Raw genomic sequence first — 16,702 nt, 5'->3', positions numbered from 1 at the left:
TTTGTCATTTGACCATCATGCACGGGCGCAGCTATACTGCATTGAAAGTTTCCCATAGGGAATAATTGCATCACGGATGTCGTATCACGGATGTTTCATCTCTCACTCCAAGGCAAAACATGAAGGAATACACTGGCGACTATCTGGAAATCGGCCCGAGCAAGCCAAGTGGGAAATGGCGTCAGTACACGTATATCAAGATCGGTACCGAGACCATCAAGAGTGCCTACATCGACGAACGCCTCAGCATTGTCTTGCGTGATCAAGTGAAACGCGGGGGGCATGCGAAACTGTGGATCATCCAATGGGCATTCCGGCCTTTGATTATCGGCATTACCCAAAATGACGGGCAAACCTTCCGGCAGAGTCTTTTCACACAATACGGTTTTGCCGGCATATGCCTTGCCATTGCGGCTGGCACGCTGATGGCATGGGATATAGGGAAATTCATTCTGCCTTTGGCGATTCTCGGCGCCTGGCTTAATATCGGACTGATCAGCAAAATCAAGAAAATTCCGGCTGACCATATTTATTGATGTCGCCGATGCATGCTCTGGCGTCATTTCGCTATTGGCCTTCATGACGGGAAAGTACTGGCGCGGCCGATTTTTGGCATAATGGAGGCAAACAGACAGGTCTCCCATGAACACACGCTCCCCCCGCGCGCCAGCGCAAGAATTCGATACGACACATTTCCGTCAGGCATTGTCGCAGTTTGCCACCGGCGTGACGGTCATCACCACGCGCCTGGCCGACGGCAGTTTCCGCGGTTTGACAGCCAGTTCCTTCAATTCCGTCTCGCTGTCGCCGCCGCTGGTGCTGTGGAGCCTCGGTTCCGTGGCGAACAGCATGCCCATCTTCAGCGGCAACTCGCATTACGTCATCAATGTGCTGGGTGCCGAGCAGGCGGAACTGGCGCAGCGCTTCGCGCGCCGCACGCCGAATCCCTTCGACGACGTCGAATACGAATTGTCGCGCACGGGCCAGCCCATCCTGAAAGGCGCGTCGGCGTGGTTCGAATGCCATAACCGCAGCCGCTATCCGGAAGGCGACCACGTCATTTTCGTGGGCGAAGTGGAACAATGCGCATTTGCCGCGCAGCCGCCCTTGATCTTCCACAATGGAAAGTTCAATACACCGCCAGCCTGAGCGGGACAAAAAAAAATCCGCCGAGGCGGATTTTTTGTTTTACAGCGTAAAGTTGTACCCGATGCTGATACTCACGGCAACCGGGTCGAGCTTGATGTCCTGCGTCTGCCCCGTCGAGAATTTCGCCTTGGTTTTCAGGTAGGTCTTGACCACGGCCACATCGGCAAACCAGCGCTCGTTGATGGCTACGGTGCTGCCGACCACCAGGCTGCCCGTCAGCTTGTTGTCCATGCGGTAGGTGACCGGTTTTCCACCCGGATCGAGCAAGGCCGTCATCTGGCCCGAGCCGGTTTCCTTCTGGAAATAGGCATACGTCAAGCCCGCGCCCACGTAAGGGCGGATCATCGCATTGGGCTGGAAGAAACGGTACTGGATGAAGGCCGTTGGCGGCAAGGCTTCGGCCGTCCCCAGCTTGCCCGTGCCCTTGATCGAACCGTCGCCCATCAGGTCATGCTTGTACGGCACGCCCAGGATCATTTCAGCGGAAATATTGTCCGTGATCATGTAGGCAAAGGTCAGGATGGGCTTGGTATCGGCCTTGACGTCGGCTTTCGTACCCGGCAGTGCCGGTGCGGAAATGTCGCCACTGTCCACGTGCGGCGTGATCTTGTTGAGGCCAACCTTGGCCATCCAGGTGCCGGCGCTTTGCGCCGAAGCGCCCGTCGCCACGGTCATCGCGGCAACTGCGGCCAGTACGCGCACGGCGGTATTCAAATGATTCTTCATCTTGTCTCCTGATTCAGTATGTGCGGAGTGTTCCGCTATCGAGTCTTGTCGCTGCCGGCACCGGCCGCGCCTCCCAGGCACAGCCGGTGCGGCCATCCCTTACAGCCAGCCCCGCACGACCATGTCCTTGGCCACATAACGGGCCAGCAACAGGTTGTTGAACGGCGTAGGATGCACATCGTCGGCATACGAGTAGTGGCTGACATCGCCCGCTTTCAGGTTCGTGCCATTGCACACCAGCGAGCTGCCCAGGATATTGCCTGGCGCGGTCAGGTCGCATGCCGTCTCGCTGACATTGGTCAAGCCATACGGGCCGGGATTGACGCCCTGGTCATGGCTGACGGCAAACACGTCGACCAGCAGGACTTTCGCATTGCCGCTCAACCCGCCGCTCAGTTCGCCATTGAAGGCGCTGACCATGGCATTGATGAGCGCTTTCGTGTTCGCATCCTTGCTCAGGCCCGATGGCGTACCGGCCACGTCCGGCAGGTTGTTGACGATGACATAGTTGGCGCCCTTGGCAATGATCTGGTCCTTGACCAGCACCACCAGTTCGGCACCCGCTTGTTTCATGGAGGCAACCAGCAACGGCCCCTGAGCCGCAGCGTAATCGGCACCGGCCTTGGCGCCGGCAGCGTTGCCCGTCACCGTCGCATCGGCTTGCGCCTTGGCGGCCAGCGGGCCATACACGGTAGGCGAGGCGGCAGCGGTATTGCCGGCATTCACGGCAGCTTGCACGGCGGCGCCGACGATGGTCGTCGACGTGGCGCCAGGCGCCGCGCTGGCCGTCTTGATGGCGGCGCCGATGGCTGCTGCTGCCGTGGCAGGATTGGTGGCGCCGGCAGCCAGGGCCATCGCCAGATTGGTGGCGAAAGCCTGGGCACCCGCGGTAGCACCCGCCGTCTTGCCCGCAGCCGTCGCACCCGCTTGCAATGCACCCAGCTGGTACAGCACGTCGTTACCGCCGGCCATCACGAACACGGCTTCCGTGCCGCTAAACTTGCCACCGGACACGGCCAGGTGGTTCGCGATCTGCGTCACCACGGGCACGGTCAGGGCACCCAGTTCGCTGCCCGTCGCCTGGTTGTTCGGGCCAACCGGATTGGTCACGCGCGAGCCGCCCATGGCGTAGCCGTAGCAACCGGCATGCTTGACGCGCGGCACGGCCAAGCCCTTCAACGCATTGCCTTCCAGGCCAGTCTCGGCGGCGCATGGCGCGGCCAGGCCGAATTGCGCGGCCAGGTGCTCGGTCCAGTTCTTGCCGGTCAGTTCAGGATTGATCTTGGTATTGTCGCCATTGATGGTGAACTTGCCGCCACCTTTCGCCGCCACCGTGCCGACGGCATACGAACCGACATCGGACAGGCTGTCGCCGAACGACACCTGCGCCGTGTATTTGACTTTCAAAGTTTGATCACCGCCACTGGCGCCGCCGCAACCTGCCAGGACAGCCGCAGCCAGCACGGCCAGCGCGAATTTTGTTTGATGCATTTTGTCTCCTCGGTCTTTTTTCTGGTTTCTAAACGAACGGGCGTGCTATTCGCTACCCAACTAATATGCCATCGTTCCTCAGGCTTGTATAGAAAATATGTTTTAAAAATCAACGAAATAACAACACCACCGGCGCCCTGTCACGAGCGGGCGATCGCCTGAATTATGGAGGATATAAGATGTTTCGTGGCAAGCATCGCTATTGCGCTGCATCAAGAAAAAGCCCCTTGCGGGGCTTTTCATTATGCGGATAGAAACTGCTGCAAGATACCACTTGAGCCGAACGCGGCGCGCCGCAAACGGTCATTCACGCCCAACCACGCGGGGCCGGTGGGCGGTGCTTCGACGAGTATCAGCTCGGCGCCGACCTGGTCCATCGTGCGCAGCGAGGCATACAGCGCGTGTGCGTAATTTTCCGGGCTGGCTGCCAGGCGCACGCTGGCGCTGGCCGGTGGCAAGTCCGAGTAATGGATCAGGGCCACGCGGCGCCCGTCGTTGAGCAGGCGGTTCAAGGTGGCGCACACGTCGTCGCTGTGCTGCATCGCAACAGGCGTATGTGGCGCGTAGTGCGATTCCAGCGTGCCCGAGGCGCGCGGCGCGGCCGCGTCCGCCACGGCCGGTGCGCGACCGATGACGGCGGCGATCTGCTCGCTGCTGATATGGCCGGGACGCAACAGCACGGGACCGTGCGTGGCCAGGCGCGACAGGTCGACGATGGTCGACTCGATGCCGACCTCGCTCTGGCCGCCATCGAGGACCAGGCCCAGCAAGCCGCTGTCCAGTTCCGCCGCGAATTCATCGCGCACATGCTGCGCCGTGGTGGGGCTGACATTGCCGAATTTGTTCGCCGACGGCGCCGCCAGGCCGCCCTTGCCACCCTTGAAGGTGCGTAGCAATGCAATAGCCACCGGATGCGATGGGCAGCGCAGGCCCACCGTATCCTGGCCGCCGGAAACGGCGTCAGGAATATGCGCGGCGCGCTTGACGATCAGGGTCAGCGGACCGGGCCAGAAGGCGGCCACCAGTTGCTGCGCCTCGGGCGGAAGATCATCGGACCAGTGTGCCAGGTCGGCATCGGGCGCCACGTGCACGATCACGGGGTGGTCCGAGGGACGGCCCTTGGCTTCATAGATGCGCGCCACGGCGGCCGGGTTTTCCGCATCGGCGCCCAGGCCATATACGGTTTCCGTCGGGAAAGCGACGAGGCCGCCCGCTTCCAGTACGGCGGCGGCCGCCGCCAGGTCGTGTGCGGGCACGCTCACGGCGCGATTCCCAGGATCAGGCAAGCGTCGCGCAGGCGCTGCTGCGCTTCCGGCAAGCTGGCGGCGATGAAGGTCAGGTGGCCCATCTTGCGGCCACGGCGCGGATCATCCTTGCCATACAGATGCAGGCAAGCACCCGGCAGCGCCAGCACCTGGTCCCAGGCCGGTTCGCTGGCGGCATCACTGTCGTCGGCAAACCAGGCGTCGCCGAGGATGTTGAGCATCACGGCCGGCGAATGCTGGCGCACGTCGCCCAGCGGCAGACGCGCCATGGCCCGCACCTGCTGCGCGAACTGGCTGGTGATGCAGGCATCCATCGTGTAGTGGCCGCTGTTGTGCGGGCGCGGCGCCATTTCATTGACCACCAGGCTGCCATCTTCCAGCACGAAAAATTCGATGCACAGCACGCCGACATAGCCGAGCTCGGCGACCATGGCTTGCGCCGCGCGCTGCGCCCTGGCGGCGCAGTCGTCCGACACGTTCGGGCCCGGCACCGTGGTGGTAAACAAGACGCCGTCGCGGTGCACGTTTTCGGCGATCGGATACACGACCGATGCGCCGTCCACGCCGCGCGCCGTCAGCACCGACACTTCATACGCCAGCGGCAGCATCTTTTCCAACAGGCAAGTTACTTCGCCCATTTCGGCAAAGGCGGCGCGCACGTCTTCACGCGTGCGCACGCGGAACTGGCCCTTGCCGTCATAGCCCATGCGCACGGTTTTCAGGATACCCGGCAGCAAGTCGTCGGCTATGCTGTCGATATCGGCCTGCGTGGCGATGACCATGTGCGGCGCCGGCAGCACGCCGGATTTGCTGGCACAGTCGACAAAGAAACGCTTTTCCGCGATACGGTCTTGCGCCACTGACACGCCGTGGGCGTTGGGGGCAACAAACACGCGTTCGGCCAGGCGCGACAGGCTGTCGGCCGGCACGTTTTCAAATTCCGTGGTGACGGCCAGGCATTGCGCCGCCAGGGCGTCGAGGCCGGCCGCATCGCTGTAGCCGGCGTTGATCAGACGCTGCGCCACCTGCCCCGCAGGGCAGGCGTCCGATGGTTCCAGTACAGCCACCTGGTAGCCCATGCTCTGGGCAGCCTGGGCAAACATGCGGCCGAGCTGGCCGCCGCCCATCACGCCCAGCCACGCCGGTGGGTTGGCGGCGGGCAGCAAGGGGGAAGTCGATTTACTATTCATTATTTTTCAAACACATTAGTCAGGCAAGACCATGGCCTTGGCGGCGGCCGTTTGCGTGGTACGGAAGGCTTCGAGCTGGTCGGCCAGGGCGTCGTCATTGGCGGCAAGCATCGCCACCGCCGTCAGCGCCGCATTCGCCGCGCCCGCTTCGCCGATGGCGAAGGTGGCCACCGGCACGCCCTTGGGCATTTGCAGGATGGACAGCATGGAATCTTCGCCGCGCAAGTATTTCGACGGCACGGGCACGCCCAGCACGGGCACGATGGTCATCGCCGCCACCATGCCAGGCAGGTGGGCGGCGCCGCCGGCGCCGGCGATGATGGCGCGCAAGCCGCGCGCGCGCGCGCTTTTCGCGTACGCATACATCTCGTCGGGCATGCGGTGCGCGGAAATGACTTGCGCTTCGTACGGCACGCCAAACTGTTTCAGTATGGCAACTGCGTTCTGCATCACTTCCCAGTCCGAGGACGAGCCCATGATGACGCCGACCAGCGGCTTATTCTGCTCGCTCATCTCAGGCCTTCAGCTTCTCGCCCGTCAGGCGTTCGATGGCTTCGAAGTACTTGGCCTGGGTTTTTTCGATGACGTCGGCCGGCAGCGCAGGCGCCGGTGCGGTCTTGCCCCAGGTCAGTGTTTCCAGGTAGTCGCGCACGAATTGCTTGTCGAACGACGGTGGCGAGATGCCAGGCTGATAGGAATCGGCAGGCCAGAAGCGCGACGAGTCGGCCGTCAGCACTTCATCCATCAAATGCATGACGCCATTGTCGTCCAGGCCGAATTCGAACTTGGTGTCGGCGATGATGATGCCGCGCGTGGCGGCGTACTCGGCGGCCGTCTTGTACAGCGCGATGGCGACGTCGCGCATCTTGGCAGCCAATTCCGCGCCGATGCGCTCTTCCATTTCCGCAAAGCTGATGTTTTCGTCATGCTCGCCCAGCTCGGCCTTGGCCGCCGGGGTGAAGATCGGCTCCGGCAGTTTTTCCGCCTGTTGCAGGCCGGCTGGCAGCTTGATGCCGCAGATGCTGCCCGTGTCCTGATAGTCTTTCCAGCCCGAACCGATGATGTAGCCGCGCACGACCGCCTCGACCATGATGGGTTTCAATCGCTTGGCCACGACGGCGCGGCCCTTGACTTGCTCCACTTCATCGGGCGCCACCACCGATTCCGGCGCCACGCCGGTCAGGTGGTTCGGCACGATGTGGCCCAGTTTCTCGAACCAGAAGTCACTCATCTGGTTGAGCACCTTGCCCTTGCCGGGGATAGGCTCGTTCATGACGACATCGAAGGCCGACAGGCGGTCCGTGGTGACGATCAGGATCTTGTCGTCGCCGACGGCGTAATTGTCGCGGACCTTGCCGTGGCCCAGCAATGGCAGGGAGTGGATGGAAGTCTGATAGAGGCTGTTCATAGCGGGGGGAATAGTTGGATGAAACGAAACCGGCAGGCAGGGAAGGCGCCCGCCGGTCGAGAAAATCGGGCACGGAGATGCGGCTTCCGGCCCGTTCCAGACAGAATTTTACTTCACAATTTGCGACAGCTCGCCGGCCTTGTAGCGCTCGGCCATTTTTTCCATCGTGATGACCTTGATTTTCGACGCCTGGCCTTCGCAGCCAAATGCCTGCATGCGCGCGCGCACGATTTGCTCTGCAGCAAGACGGGCTGGCTTCAGGTAATCGCGCGGGTCGAATTTCGATGGATTTTCAAACAGGTACTTGCGGATCGCGGCCGTCATCGCCAGGCGGATATCGGTGTCGATGTTGATCTTGCGCACGCCGTGACGGATGCCTTCCTGGATTTCCTCGACTGGCACGCCGTAGGTTTCCTTCATGTCGCCGCCGAATTCACGGATGATGGCCAGCAATTCCTGCGGTACCGACGAGGAACCGTGCATGACCAGGTGGGTGTTCGGGATGCGCGCGTGGATTTCCTTGATGCGGTCGATGGCCAGGATGTCGCCCGTTGGCTTGCGCGTGAATTTGTAGGCGCCGTGCGAGGTGCCGATGGCGATCGCCAGGGCGTCGCACTGGGTGCGCTGCACGAAGTCGGCCGCTTGCGCCACGTCCGTCAGCAATTGCTCGCGCGTCATGGTGCCGTCGGCGCCGTGGCCGTCTTCCTTGTCGCCCTTCATGGTTTCCAGCGAACCGAGCACGCCCAGTTCCGCTTCCACCGTCACGCCGATGGCGTGCGAGAATTTCACCACTTCACGCGATACTTCCACGTTGTATTCGTAAGAGGCGACCGACTTGCCGTCCGCTTCCAGCGAACCGTCCATCATCACGGAAGTAAAACCCGAGCGGATGGCGGCCATGCAGACGGCCGGCGACTGGCCGTGATCCTGGTGCATGACGACGGGAATGTGCGGATACGCTTCGACGGCGGCGTCGATCAGGTGGCGCAGGAACGCTTCACCGGCGTACTTGCGCGCGCCAGCGGACGCTTGCATGATCACCGGGCTGTTGAGCGCATCGGCGGCAGCCATGATGGCTTGCACTTGCTCCAGGTTATTGACGTTGAAAGCAGGAATGCCATAACCGTTTTCGGCGGCATGGTCCAGCAGTTGACGCATGGATACGAGAGACATGGTAATACTCCAGATAACAATAGAAACCGTTGCGGCGCTTCGCGGTGGTCAGTAACCGCGCCAGCGCCTGAATTATTCCAACTAAACTAGAACGTCCACCAAACTGTTCAGGGCTAGGCGCGTTGCCGAAGGCAGTACGACTAGTACGACGAGGCAATGCAACAACGCCCTGGACTGTTTGTGGGCGTTCTTAGTCGAATTCGCCTACTTTGACAATTTTCAGGGCGTTAGTACCACCCACCTGCCCCATCGGCTCGCCCCAGGTAACGACGATCATGTCACCCTTCTTGACGATGCCCTGCGCCACCAGCAGCTCTTCCGCCTGCTTCAGCACTTGCGCGCTGGGGGCGTTCTGCATCAGATGATACGCCCGAACATTGCGGTACAGCGCGGCTTTGCGCAAAGTGGTGACACTGGGCGTGAGCGCGTAAATCGGCGTGTCGATACTGTGGCGGCTCATCCACAAGGCGGTGGAACCGGATTCCGTCAGCGCCACGATGGCTTTTACGCGCAGGTGATGGGCCGTGAACAGCGCGCCGTACGCGATCGACTGGTCGATGCGGGTAAACGTGACGTTGAGGAAATCGGCATCGAGCTTGTTGTATTCGGACTGTTCCGCTTCGACGCAGATGGCGGCCATCATTTCCACCGTCTCGATCGGATACTTGCCCGAGGCCGTTTCGGCCGACGTCATGACGGCATCCGTGCCATCGAGCACGGCATTGGCCACGTCGGACACTTCCGCGCGCGTGGGCACGGCGTTGACGATCATCGATTCCATCATCTGCGTGGCCGTGATGGCCAGCTTGTTCGACGCGCGCGCCATCTTGATCATGCGCTTCTGCAAGGCCGGCACGGCCGCATTGCCCACTTCCACGGCCAAGTCGCCGCGCGCCACCATGATGCCGTCGGAGGCATCGAGAATTTCCTGCAGGGCAGGAATGGCTTCGGCGCGCTCGATCTTGGCGATCATCATCGGCTTGTGGTGGTAGGGTTCGCCGGCGATATTGGCCAGCTGGCGCGCCATTTCCATGTCGGTCGCGCATTTCGGGAAGGAAATGGCCAGATAGTCGGCCTGGAAACTCATGGCCGTCTTGATATCTTCCATATCCTTGGCCGTCAGCGCGGGCGCGGACAGGCCGCCACCCTGGCGGTTGATGCCCTTGTTGTTCGACAACTCGCCGCCGATCTTGACGGTGGTATGGATTTCGCTGCCGTGGATGCGCTCGACGATCAGCACGATGAGGCCGTCGTTCAGCAGCAGCACGTCGCCCTTGTGCAGGTCGCGCGGCAAGGCCTTGTAGTCGAGGCCGACCCGCTCCTGGTTGCCCAGTTCGCCGTTTTCGCCCCACTTGGCGTCGAGGATGAAGCGCGCGCCCGCTTCGAGCTCGATGCGCGTGTTTTCAAACTTGCCGACGCGAATCTTTGGCCCCTGCATGTCGGCCATGATGGCCACTTCGCGGCCGCATTCCGCTGCCGCCAGGCGCACCAGCGCGGCGCGGTCGATATGGTCTTGCGCCTTGCCGTGGGAAAAATTCAAGCGCACCACGTCGACGCCCGCACGTATCATTTTGACCAGGATATCGAAGTCCGTGGAGGCGGGGCCGATTGTTGCTACGATTTTTGTACCACGTGGCATAGGAGTCCTTGTGCGCGAGCGAAGGTGAGCAAGACCTGGCGGCTGAACCGCCCGGCAAGGTAAAAGCGCAGCGATCAGGCTGCGCTTGGTACTGAACTGCTGACTGCTGCTGAATTAAACAGCGCGTTGCATCAGGATCTCGACGGCGGGTAAGGTCTTGCCTTCCAGGAATTCCAGGAAAGCGCCGCCACCGGTCGAGATATAGCTGATTTGATCGGTAATGTCGTATTTGGCAATCGCCGCCAGGGTGTCACCACCACCGGCAATCGAGAAAGCTTTCGATTCGGCAATGGCCAAGGCCAGGGTCTTGGTGCCGTGGCCGAACTGGTCGAACTCGAACACGCCGACCGGGCCGTTCCACACGATGGTGCCGGCGGCGGCGATCTGCTGCGCCAGCAGGGCGGCCGTTTTCGGACCGATATCGAGGATCATGTCGTCGTCCGCCACGTCGGCCACATCCTTGACGGTGGCAGCGGCCGCAGGCGAAAACTCCTTGGCGCACACGACATCGACGGGAATCGGCACTTGCGCGCCGCGCTTGGCCATGATCTCGATGATGGCTTTCGCTTCTTCGACGAGTTCCGCTTCCACCAGCGACTTGCCGACGTTCAAGCCAACGGCTTTCATGAAGGTGTTGGCGATGCCGCCGCCAACGATCAGGTTATCGACCTTGTCGGACAGGGCTTTCAAGATGGTCAGCTTGCTCGATACTTTCGAACCGGCGACGATGGCCAGCAATGGACGCGCTGGCGCGTGCAGCGCTTTGCCCAGCGCATCGAGTTCGGCGGCCAGCAGCGGGCCGGCGCAGGCGACAGGAGCGAACTTGGCGATGCCGTGCGTGGACGCCTCGGCGCGGTGGGCCGTGCCGAACGCGTCATTGACGTAGATATCGCACAGCTTGGCCATTTTTTGCGCCAGTTCATCGCTGTTTTTCTTTTCGCCCTTGTTGACGCGCACGTTTTCCAGCAGGACGACCTGGCCGGCAGCCAGGTTTTCCAGGCCGGCGCCGTCGATCCAGTTTTGTTTCAGTGCCACTTCCTGGCCCAGCAGCTCGGACAAACGGGCCGCCACGGGTGCCAGGCTGTCGGCCGGCTTGAACTCGCCTTCCGTCGGACGACCCAGGTGCGACGTCACCATGACGGCGGCGCCAGCGTCGAGCGCGGCGCGGATCGCCGGCACCGAGGCGCGGATACGCGTATCTTCGGTGATCTTGCCACTGTCATCTTGCGGGACGTTCAGGTCGGCGCGGATAAACACGCGCTTGCCTTGCAGTGCATTGTGGGCGATCAAATCTTGCAGACGGATGAAGTTGAGAACAGCTGACATGGCGATCCAGATGACGAGTGGAAGGAAGTGCGCTATTTTACCGCAATGACCAGAGCAAATCCCCGATTTGTCCTGCTTTACTGAAAAACATGCAACAGTCGCAAGCCCGTGAAAACCAGCATGCCAAACACGATGGTTTGCAACATATTGCGGCGCATCACGAAAAAGAGCGTGGCGGCAATACCGGATAACAGTTTCAAATTCGACAATTCGAAGTGCACTTGCTGCCCCTCCATCAGCATGTCGGGCGCGATGATGGCCGCCAGCGCGCAGGCTGGCGCATAGCGCAGCATCTCGCCCACGCGGCGCGGAATGCTGATGTGATGGCCGACCAGCCAGAAGGTGCTGCGCGTGGCCGCTGTCGCCACCACCAGCACGGCGATGGCGATCCACACGTCGGCCCTGCCCCAATCGATGCCGTCAAACATGGCGTTTGTTCCATTTCTCGGTCAATTCTTCCACGGCCATGGCGCTGACCATGCCCACCAGCACGGCCACCAGCAAGCCCAGTTTATACGGCAGGCCGAAGGCCAGCACGGCCACCGTGCCCGCCACCAGCACCCCGCACAGGGCGGCGCGGCTGAGGATCAGCGGCACCGTCACGCACAGGATCGCCAGGGTGCCCGCAAAGCCCAGCCCCCATTCGGCCGGCACGACGGCGCCCAGCACGATACCGATGAAGGAACCGATTTGCCAGGCCAGCCAGTTGGGGTAAATCAAGCCTTTCAGGAAAGGCAGCTTGGCCGGGTCCGGCGTTTCATGGGGGTAGCGCTGCAGGAACAGGCCCACGGTGATATCGCCCGCCACATAGCCGAGCGCAAAGCGCTGGCGCCACGGCAGATGGGAAAAATGCGGGGCCAGCAACACGGAAAAGATGACAAAACGCAAATTGACGACGAGCGCCGTGGCGAAGATCACCCACACGGGCGCCTGCGCGGCCAGCAGCGGCAGGGACGCGAGCTGGGCCGAACCGGCAAAGACGAACAGGGTCATGGCCCCCGCCTGCGCCACCGTCAGACCGCTTTTCACCATGGCCACGCCCACCACCATGCCCCAGGCGGCGATGCCCAAGAGGGTGGGCGCGCCCAGGTTCAGGCCGGCGCGCCAGGCATCTTTCAGCAGGGCGTCATCCTTGGCGGCCGGGACGGCGTTCACGCGGGTGTGCATGCGCCCCCCCGGCAGGCTGAGTGTGGTAACTGCACAACAATGGTGCATGACGACAAGGGCGGCAACGGTGATACCGGCAAGGCAAATCCAGTCAGTGTGGCGCTGCAGCTGCCGAATTTGCGCAAAAAACCGCGCCGCAGCCGCAGATGATCGAGCCGCCATTTTAGCCATGATTTTTGCTGTCTGCCTGAATCCGTTAAAATCGTGCTTTTGGCAGCAGCCGACTTCCTTCCATACAGCCTCACGGAGCATGACAAGATGACAAAAACCACCCAGCCAGCGGTCGAACTCGACGGTAAAGACTTGCCAGCCCACTGCCCTAACCCGGCCATGCCGCTGTGGTCGTCGCATCCGCGCGTGTTTCTGGAATTCAACAAAGACGGTATCGCCAAGTGCCCGTATTGCGGCACGGCGTATACCTTGAAGGAAGGCGCCAGCGCCGGCCATCATTAAACTGCCCAGCGGCGCGCCCCCAGCGCGCCGTTTTTATTTGCATCAACTTAGTTGTACCGCTCAAGCCGGAGTCGTCATGAAACGTCTGAAAGAACTCAATGGCAGCGCCGCCGAAGTCGAAGCGGCTTTCTACGATGCCTTGCACCGCGCCGACCTCGAAGCGCTGATGGCGCTGTGGGCCGACGATGAAGAAATCGTCTGCATCCACCCGGGCGGCGCACGCCTGATCGGCCATGCCGCCATCCGCGCCTCGTGGGAAACCATTTTGACGGCCGGCGGCCTGCACATCGTACCGGCGCAGCTGCATGAAACGCACAATTTGATGAGCTCGGTGCACACGGTGATCGAAGGCATCACCGAAGAAGAAGGCGGCACGGCGCATCTGCTGGCCACGAACGTGTACGTGAAAACGCCGCGCGGCTGGCGCATCGTGCTGCACCACGCCTCCGTCGCCCCCGGCGGCGCGCCGGCCGACGCCACGGGAACGCAGATATTGCACTGATGTCCTTGCTTCTTTCCTATACCGCCCCGCTCTGGCTGCCCGGCGGCCACGCGCAGACGATTTATCCTGCCGTGTGCCTCGCCAAGCCGGCCGTGGCCTTCCGCCGCGAACGCTGGCAAGCGCCCGATGGCGACTTCGTCGATGTCGACCTGGTCGACGGCCAGCCGGGCCAGCCCTTCGTGGTGCTGTTCCACGGCCTGGAAGGCTCGTCGAACAGCCATTACGCGCGCGCCCTGATGAGCGAAGTGGCGGCACGCGGCTGGTCAGGCGCCGTGCCACATTTTCGCGGCTGCTCGGGCGAAGCCAACCTGGCGCCGCGTTTCTACCATTCAGGCGATGCGCAGGAAGTGGACTGGATCGTGCAGCGCCTGCGCCCGCGCGCGACGGGCAAGTTTTACGCGGCCGGCGTGTCGCTGGGCGGCAACGCCCTGCTGTGCTGGCTGGGCCAGTCGCAGCACCAGGCCGATTTCATCGATGCGGCCGCGGCCGTGTCCGCGCCACTGGACCTGGCGCAAGGAGGCAAGGCACTGTCATCCGGCGCCAACCGGCTCTACACGCGCATGTTTTTGAACACACTCAAACCCAAGTGCCTGGCCAAGCTGGAACAGTTTCCCGGCCTGTTTGCGCGCGACGCCATGCTGGCCGCGCGCGACTTGCACGCCTTCGACAATGTCGTCACGGCGCCGCTGCACGGCTACCGCGACGCCGACGATTACTGGCACCGCGCCAGCGCCAAGCACGTCTTGCAGGACATCACCGTGCCGACCCTGGTGCTCAATGCGCAGAACGACCCTTTCCTGCCCGGGCACTTCCTGCCGCGCAGCGCCGCGCCGCAAGTCACACTCGAGTATCCGCGCCACGGCGGCCATGTCGGCTTTGCCGCTGGCAAGTTGCCGGGAAGCACACGCTGGCTGCCGCAGCGCCTGATCCATTTTTTTGAAGGCGGCAACACGGCGCCCTCTTCCCCGCAAAGCTGTCAGGCTGGCGGGGCACGCACTCACACGGAAAACGCACCACATGGATGAACTCGTCAAACAGGCGCTGGCCAAATGGCCGAACGTGCCGCACTGCTACGGCTGGCTGGGCCTGGACGCGCGCGGCCACTGGCGCATGCGCGACCAGCAGGCGCAACAGCAACAACTGCCTGGCGACAAGATCGCCCATGCAGCGCTGTTGGGATTTATCAACCGCAATTACGCCCAGGACGACCGCGGTTGCTGGTTTTTCCAGAACGGCCCGCAGCGCGTGTATGTGAATCTGGAAGCGACGCCGTACATCGCCCGCAGCGATCCGCAGCACGGGTTTGTCTTGCAGACGGGCGCGCCGCTGGAACAGATCGAGCAAGTATATTGGTGCGACAACGGCATGCTGATCCTGCGCCAGGGCGACGTCGTGGCGCAGGTCGATGACCGCGACATTTCGCAAGTGCTGGACGCGCTGCACGTCGATGGGCAGGTGGCCAGCGACGACGACTTGCTGGCCTGGCTGGAATTGCGCCAGGGTTGCTTGACTCTATTGCACGCGGACAAGCACATTGCCGTGCAGCCGCTGGCCTATGCCAGCGTACCGCTCACCTTCGGCTTCCAGCCGGTGCCGCAAGCCGATCAAGACTAGCCCTTCTGGTCCTTGATCTGTTCGCGGCGCTTTTCCTGCAGTTCGCGCTCGCGCGCATCGATCACGGCCTGGTCATAAAAGGTCGCGTCCGTCGACTTGCGGGCGATGGTCAGCTGGTCCAGCGCGGCCATGGTGGCGCCCTGCAGCACGTAAGATTCGGCCAGCGCCATGTGCTGCAAGGTCATCTTGCCCTGGTCCGCATAGGCTTTCGCCAATAAATCATACAGTTCCGGCTCCTCCTTGTAGAGCTGCACCTGGTCGCGCAGATACAAGGTGGCCTGCTCCAGCTTGCCGGCAGCCATCAGCGCTTCCGCATACTGATGCGCAATGCCGCGCGAGAGGGGAAACTGCTGGCGCGCCGCATCGGCCGCTGTCAACGCTTGCTGCGCCACTTCCTTCTTCTGCGACGGCATCAGCAGCACTTCCAGCCCCATCGCCGCCAGCAGCGAATTGGGGTCCTGCGTGCCGCCCGAGGTAAACACATTCGGTCCGGCCGGCCGGTGCAGCGCGGCATTGGCGGCATCAAGCTCCTTCTGGGCATCAGCCGGCTTGCCCTGCTTGACGGCGACAAAGGACAAGCCGTAATGAGCTGCCACCACCTGGAAGCGGCTTTGCTGTTCCAGCTGCGTCTTGAAGACGGCCTTGGCATTCAACAGGCCTTGCACGCTGTCATCCTGCAGCACGCGGGCACGCGCGCGGGCCAGGTGGAAACTCAGGCTGTCCGGACGCTGCTTGTAGGGTTGCTCGCGGATGCGCGCCTGGATGTCAGCGATGCGTTCCGTCGTCAGCGGGTGGGTCTGCAGATAGGCGGGCATCAGGTCGCTGTACGAGCGGCTGGCCGCCTGCATGCGGCCGAAGAAGGCCACCATGCCGGTGGTGTCGAAACCGGCCTCACCCATGATCTGGAAACCGATGCGGTCGGCCTCGCGTTCGGCGTCGCGGCCGAAATTGAGCTGGCGCTGGATGGCCAGGCCCTGGCCGGCGGCAAACACGCCCATGGCCACGTCGCCGCCCGCGCGCGACGCGAGCGCCGCCAGCAACATGGCCGCCAGCGGCATCAGGGCGTCCTGGCGCTGCTGGCCCAGCATGCGCGCGATGTGGCGCTGCGCCACGTGGCCGATCTCGTGCGACAGTACGGAGGCCAGTTCCGCCTCCGTTTGCGCCGCCAGCACCAGCGCCGAATGCACGCCGATGAAGCCGCCGGGCAAGGCAAACGCGTTCAACTGGGGATCGCGCACGGCAAAGAAGAAATAGTCGTAATTCGTTTCGCCGCGCACGCTGGGGCGCGCCGCCACGAGGGCGTTGCCGAAAGTGTTCAGGTATTCCAGCAGCGGGGCGTCATCGAGGTAGTCGCGGTCGCCGCGGATGCCGCGCATGATCTCCTCGCCGATCTTGCGCTCCATCGCCGGCGACAGGTCTTCGCGCGAGGTATCGCCCAGATTCGGCAGGTTCGGCGCCGGCGGCACGGCCAGCGGCGTCCAGCTGCCGGCCGGCTTGGCCACCGTGCTGGGGGCCGCCGCCACCGGCGCAGACGTATAGGTTTGCGCCAGCGCAAACGGCGCCGCCAGCCACCATGCAGCCAGCATGGATGCGCGCCGG

At 62.7% G+C, this 16,702-nt stretch carries 18 protein-coding genes; 6 read left to right on the top strand and 12 right to left on the bottom strand.

Translation table 11 applies throughout. The annotated features are described in order from the left end of the window. Positions 1–119: 119 nt before the first annotated feature. Positions 120–536 carry a hypothetical protein gene (locus ACP7DW_RS01365; protein ID WP_426053713.1) on the top strand — a complete coding sequence of 139 codons (417 nt, stop codon included), beginning with the start codon at positions 120–122 and terminating at the stop codon, positions 534–536. 106 nt (positions 537–642) lie between these two features. Beyond that, positions 643–1,149, top strand: a complete 507-nt coding sequence (locus tag ACP7DW_RS01360; RefSeq protein WP_096237985.1) for a flavin reductase family protein — start codon at positions 643–645, stop codon at positions 1,147–1,149. Positions 1,150–1,188: 39 nt separating this feature from the next. Here the strand turns inward: ACP7DW_RS01360 and ACP7DW_RS01355 are convergent, their stop codons facing one another. The 11 genes from ACP7DW_RS01355 to ACP7DW_RS01305 form a co-directional block, all read right to left on the bottom strand. Then, the gene (locus tag ACP7DW_RS01355; protein WP_071075348.1) at positions 1,189–1,875 is read right to left on the bottom strand and encodes an OmpW/AlkL family protein; all 687 of its coding nucleotides are present in this window, start codon (positions 1,873–1,875) and stop codon (positions 1,189–1,191) included. Between the two features lie 99 nt (positions 1,876–1,974). After that, entirely contained in the window at positions 1,975–3,366 is a 1,392-nt protein-coding gene (locus tag ACP7DW_RS01350; protein ID WP_426053714.1) for an SGNH/GDSL hydrolase family protein, read from the bottom strand. A 242-nt stretch (positions 3,367–3,608) separates the two neighbouring features. Then, on the bottom strand, positions 3,609–4,628 hold the full coding sequence (locus tag ACP7DW_RS01345) for an L-threonylcarbamoyladenylate synthase (RefSeq protein ID WP_426053715.1): 1,020 nt from the start codon (positions 4,626–4,628) through the stop codon (positions 3,609–3,611). Beyond that, entirely contained in the window at positions 4,625–5,821 is a 1,197-nt protein-coding gene (locus ACP7DW_RS01340; RefSeq protein ID WP_426053716.1) for a 5-(carboxyamino)imidazole ribonucleotide synthase, read from the bottom strand. The genes ACP7DW_RS01345 and ACP7DW_RS01340 overlap by 4 nt, the downstream gene beginning before the upstream one ends. Positions 5,822–5,836: 15 nt before the next feature. Next, positions 5,837–6,334, bottom strand: coding sequence for a 5-(carboxyamino)imidazole ribonucleotide mutase (purE, locus tag ACP7DW_RS01335; protein WP_071075344.1), 498 nt, complete (start codon positions 6,332–6,334; stop codon positions 5,837–5,839). A gap of 1 nt (position 6,335) precedes the next feature. Next, the gene (locus ACP7DW_RS01330; protein WP_332862110.1) at positions 6,336–7,229 is read right to left on the bottom strand and encodes a phosphoribosylaminoimidazolesuccinocarboxamide synthase; all 894 of its coding nucleotides are present in this window, start codon (positions 7,227–7,229) and stop codon (positions 6,336–6,338) included. Positions 7,230–7,337: 108 nt separating this feature from the next. Beyond that, positions 7,338–8,402, bottom strand: a complete 1,065-nt coding sequence (fba, locus tag ACP7DW_RS01325; RefSeq protein ID WP_071075342.1) for a class II fructose-bisphosphate aldolase — start codon at positions 8,400–8,402, stop codon at positions 7,338–7,340. Positions 8,403–8,592: 190 nt separating this feature from the next. Continuing rightward, the gene (pyk, locus tag ACP7DW_RS01320; RefSeq protein ID WP_426053717.1) at positions 8,593–10,041 is read right to left on the bottom strand and encodes a pyruvate kinase; all 1,449 of its coding nucleotides are present in this window, start codon (positions 10,039–10,041) and stop codon (positions 8,593–8,595) included. A 114-nt stretch (positions 10,042–10,155) separates the two neighbouring features. Beyond that, the gene (locus ACP7DW_RS01315; protein WP_426053718.1) at positions 10,156–11,367 is read right to left on the bottom strand and encodes a phosphoglycerate kinase; all 1,212 of its coding nucleotides are present in this window, start codon (positions 11,365–11,367) and stop codon (positions 10,156–10,158) included. A 77-nt stretch (positions 11,368–11,444) separates the two neighbouring features. Then, positions 11,445–11,795: an AzlD domain-containing protein gene (locus ACP7DW_RS01310; RefSeq protein ID WP_426053719.1), complete on the bottom strand. Its 351-nt coding sequence runs from the start codon at positions 11,793–11,795 to the stop codon at positions 11,445–11,447. Then, on the bottom strand, positions 11,788–12,534 hold the full coding sequence (locus ACP7DW_RS01305) for an AzlC family ABC transporter permease (protein ID WP_426053720.1): 747 nt from the start codon (positions 12,532–12,534) through the stop codon (positions 11,788–11,790). The genes ACP7DW_RS01310 and ACP7DW_RS01305 overlap by 8 nt, the downstream gene beginning before the upstream one ends. A 258-nt stretch (positions 12,535–12,792) precedes the next feature. Between ACP7DW_RS01305 and ACP7DW_RS01300 the strand changes: the two genes are divergently transcribed. The 4 genes from ACP7DW_RS01300 (at position 12,793) to ACP7DW_RS01285 (ending at position 15,103) form a co-directional block, all read left to right on the top strand. After that, entirely contained in the window at positions 12,793–12,987 is a 195-nt protein-coding gene (locus ACP7DW_RS01300) for a zinc-finger domain-containing protein (RefSeq protein ID WP_070220739.1), read from the top strand. Between the two features lie 76 nt (positions 12,988–13,063). Continuing rightward, positions 13,064–13,489, top strand: a complete 426-nt coding sequence (locus ACP7DW_RS01295) for a YybH family protein (protein ID WP_426053721.1) — start codon at positions 13,064–13,066, stop codon at positions 13,487–13,489. After that, positions 13,489–14,514 (top strand): YheT family hydrolase, encoded by a 1,026-nt coding sequence (locus tag ACP7DW_RS01290; protein WP_426053722.1) that lies wholly within the window; start codon positions 13,489–13,491, stop codon positions 14,512–14,514. Before ACP7DW_RS01295 ends, ACP7DW_RS01290 begins: the two co-directional genes overlap by 1 nt. Continuing rightward, positions 14,507–15,103: a DUF2946 family protein gene (locus ACP7DW_RS01285; protein WP_426053723.1), complete on the top strand. Its 597-nt coding sequence runs from the start codon at positions 14,507–14,509 to the stop codon at positions 15,101–15,103. Before ACP7DW_RS01290 ends, ACP7DW_RS01285 begins: the two co-directional genes overlap by 8 nt. Here the strand turns inward: ACP7DW_RS01285 and ACP7DW_RS01280 are convergent. After that, on the bottom strand, positions 15,100–16,689 hold the full coding sequence (locus tag ACP7DW_RS01280) for a M48 family metalloprotease (RefSeq protein ID WP_426053724.1): 1,590 nt from the start codon (positions 16,687–16,689) through the stop codon (positions 15,100–15,102). The two genes, ACP7DW_RS01285 and ACP7DW_RS01280, sit on opposite strands and share 4 nt — an antisense overlap. Positions 16,690–16,702 lie beyond the last annotated feature (13 nt).

The sequence above is a fragment of the Janthinobacterium sp. PSRC1-1 genome (assembly GCF_049897525.1).
GTDB lineage: Bacteria > Pseudomonadota > Gammaproteobacteria > Burkholderiales > Burkholderiaceae_D > Janthinobacterium > Janthinobacterium tructae.
Note: the sequence above shows the minus strand (reverse complement) of the source record. Positions and strands in the feature narration are given on the sequence as shown.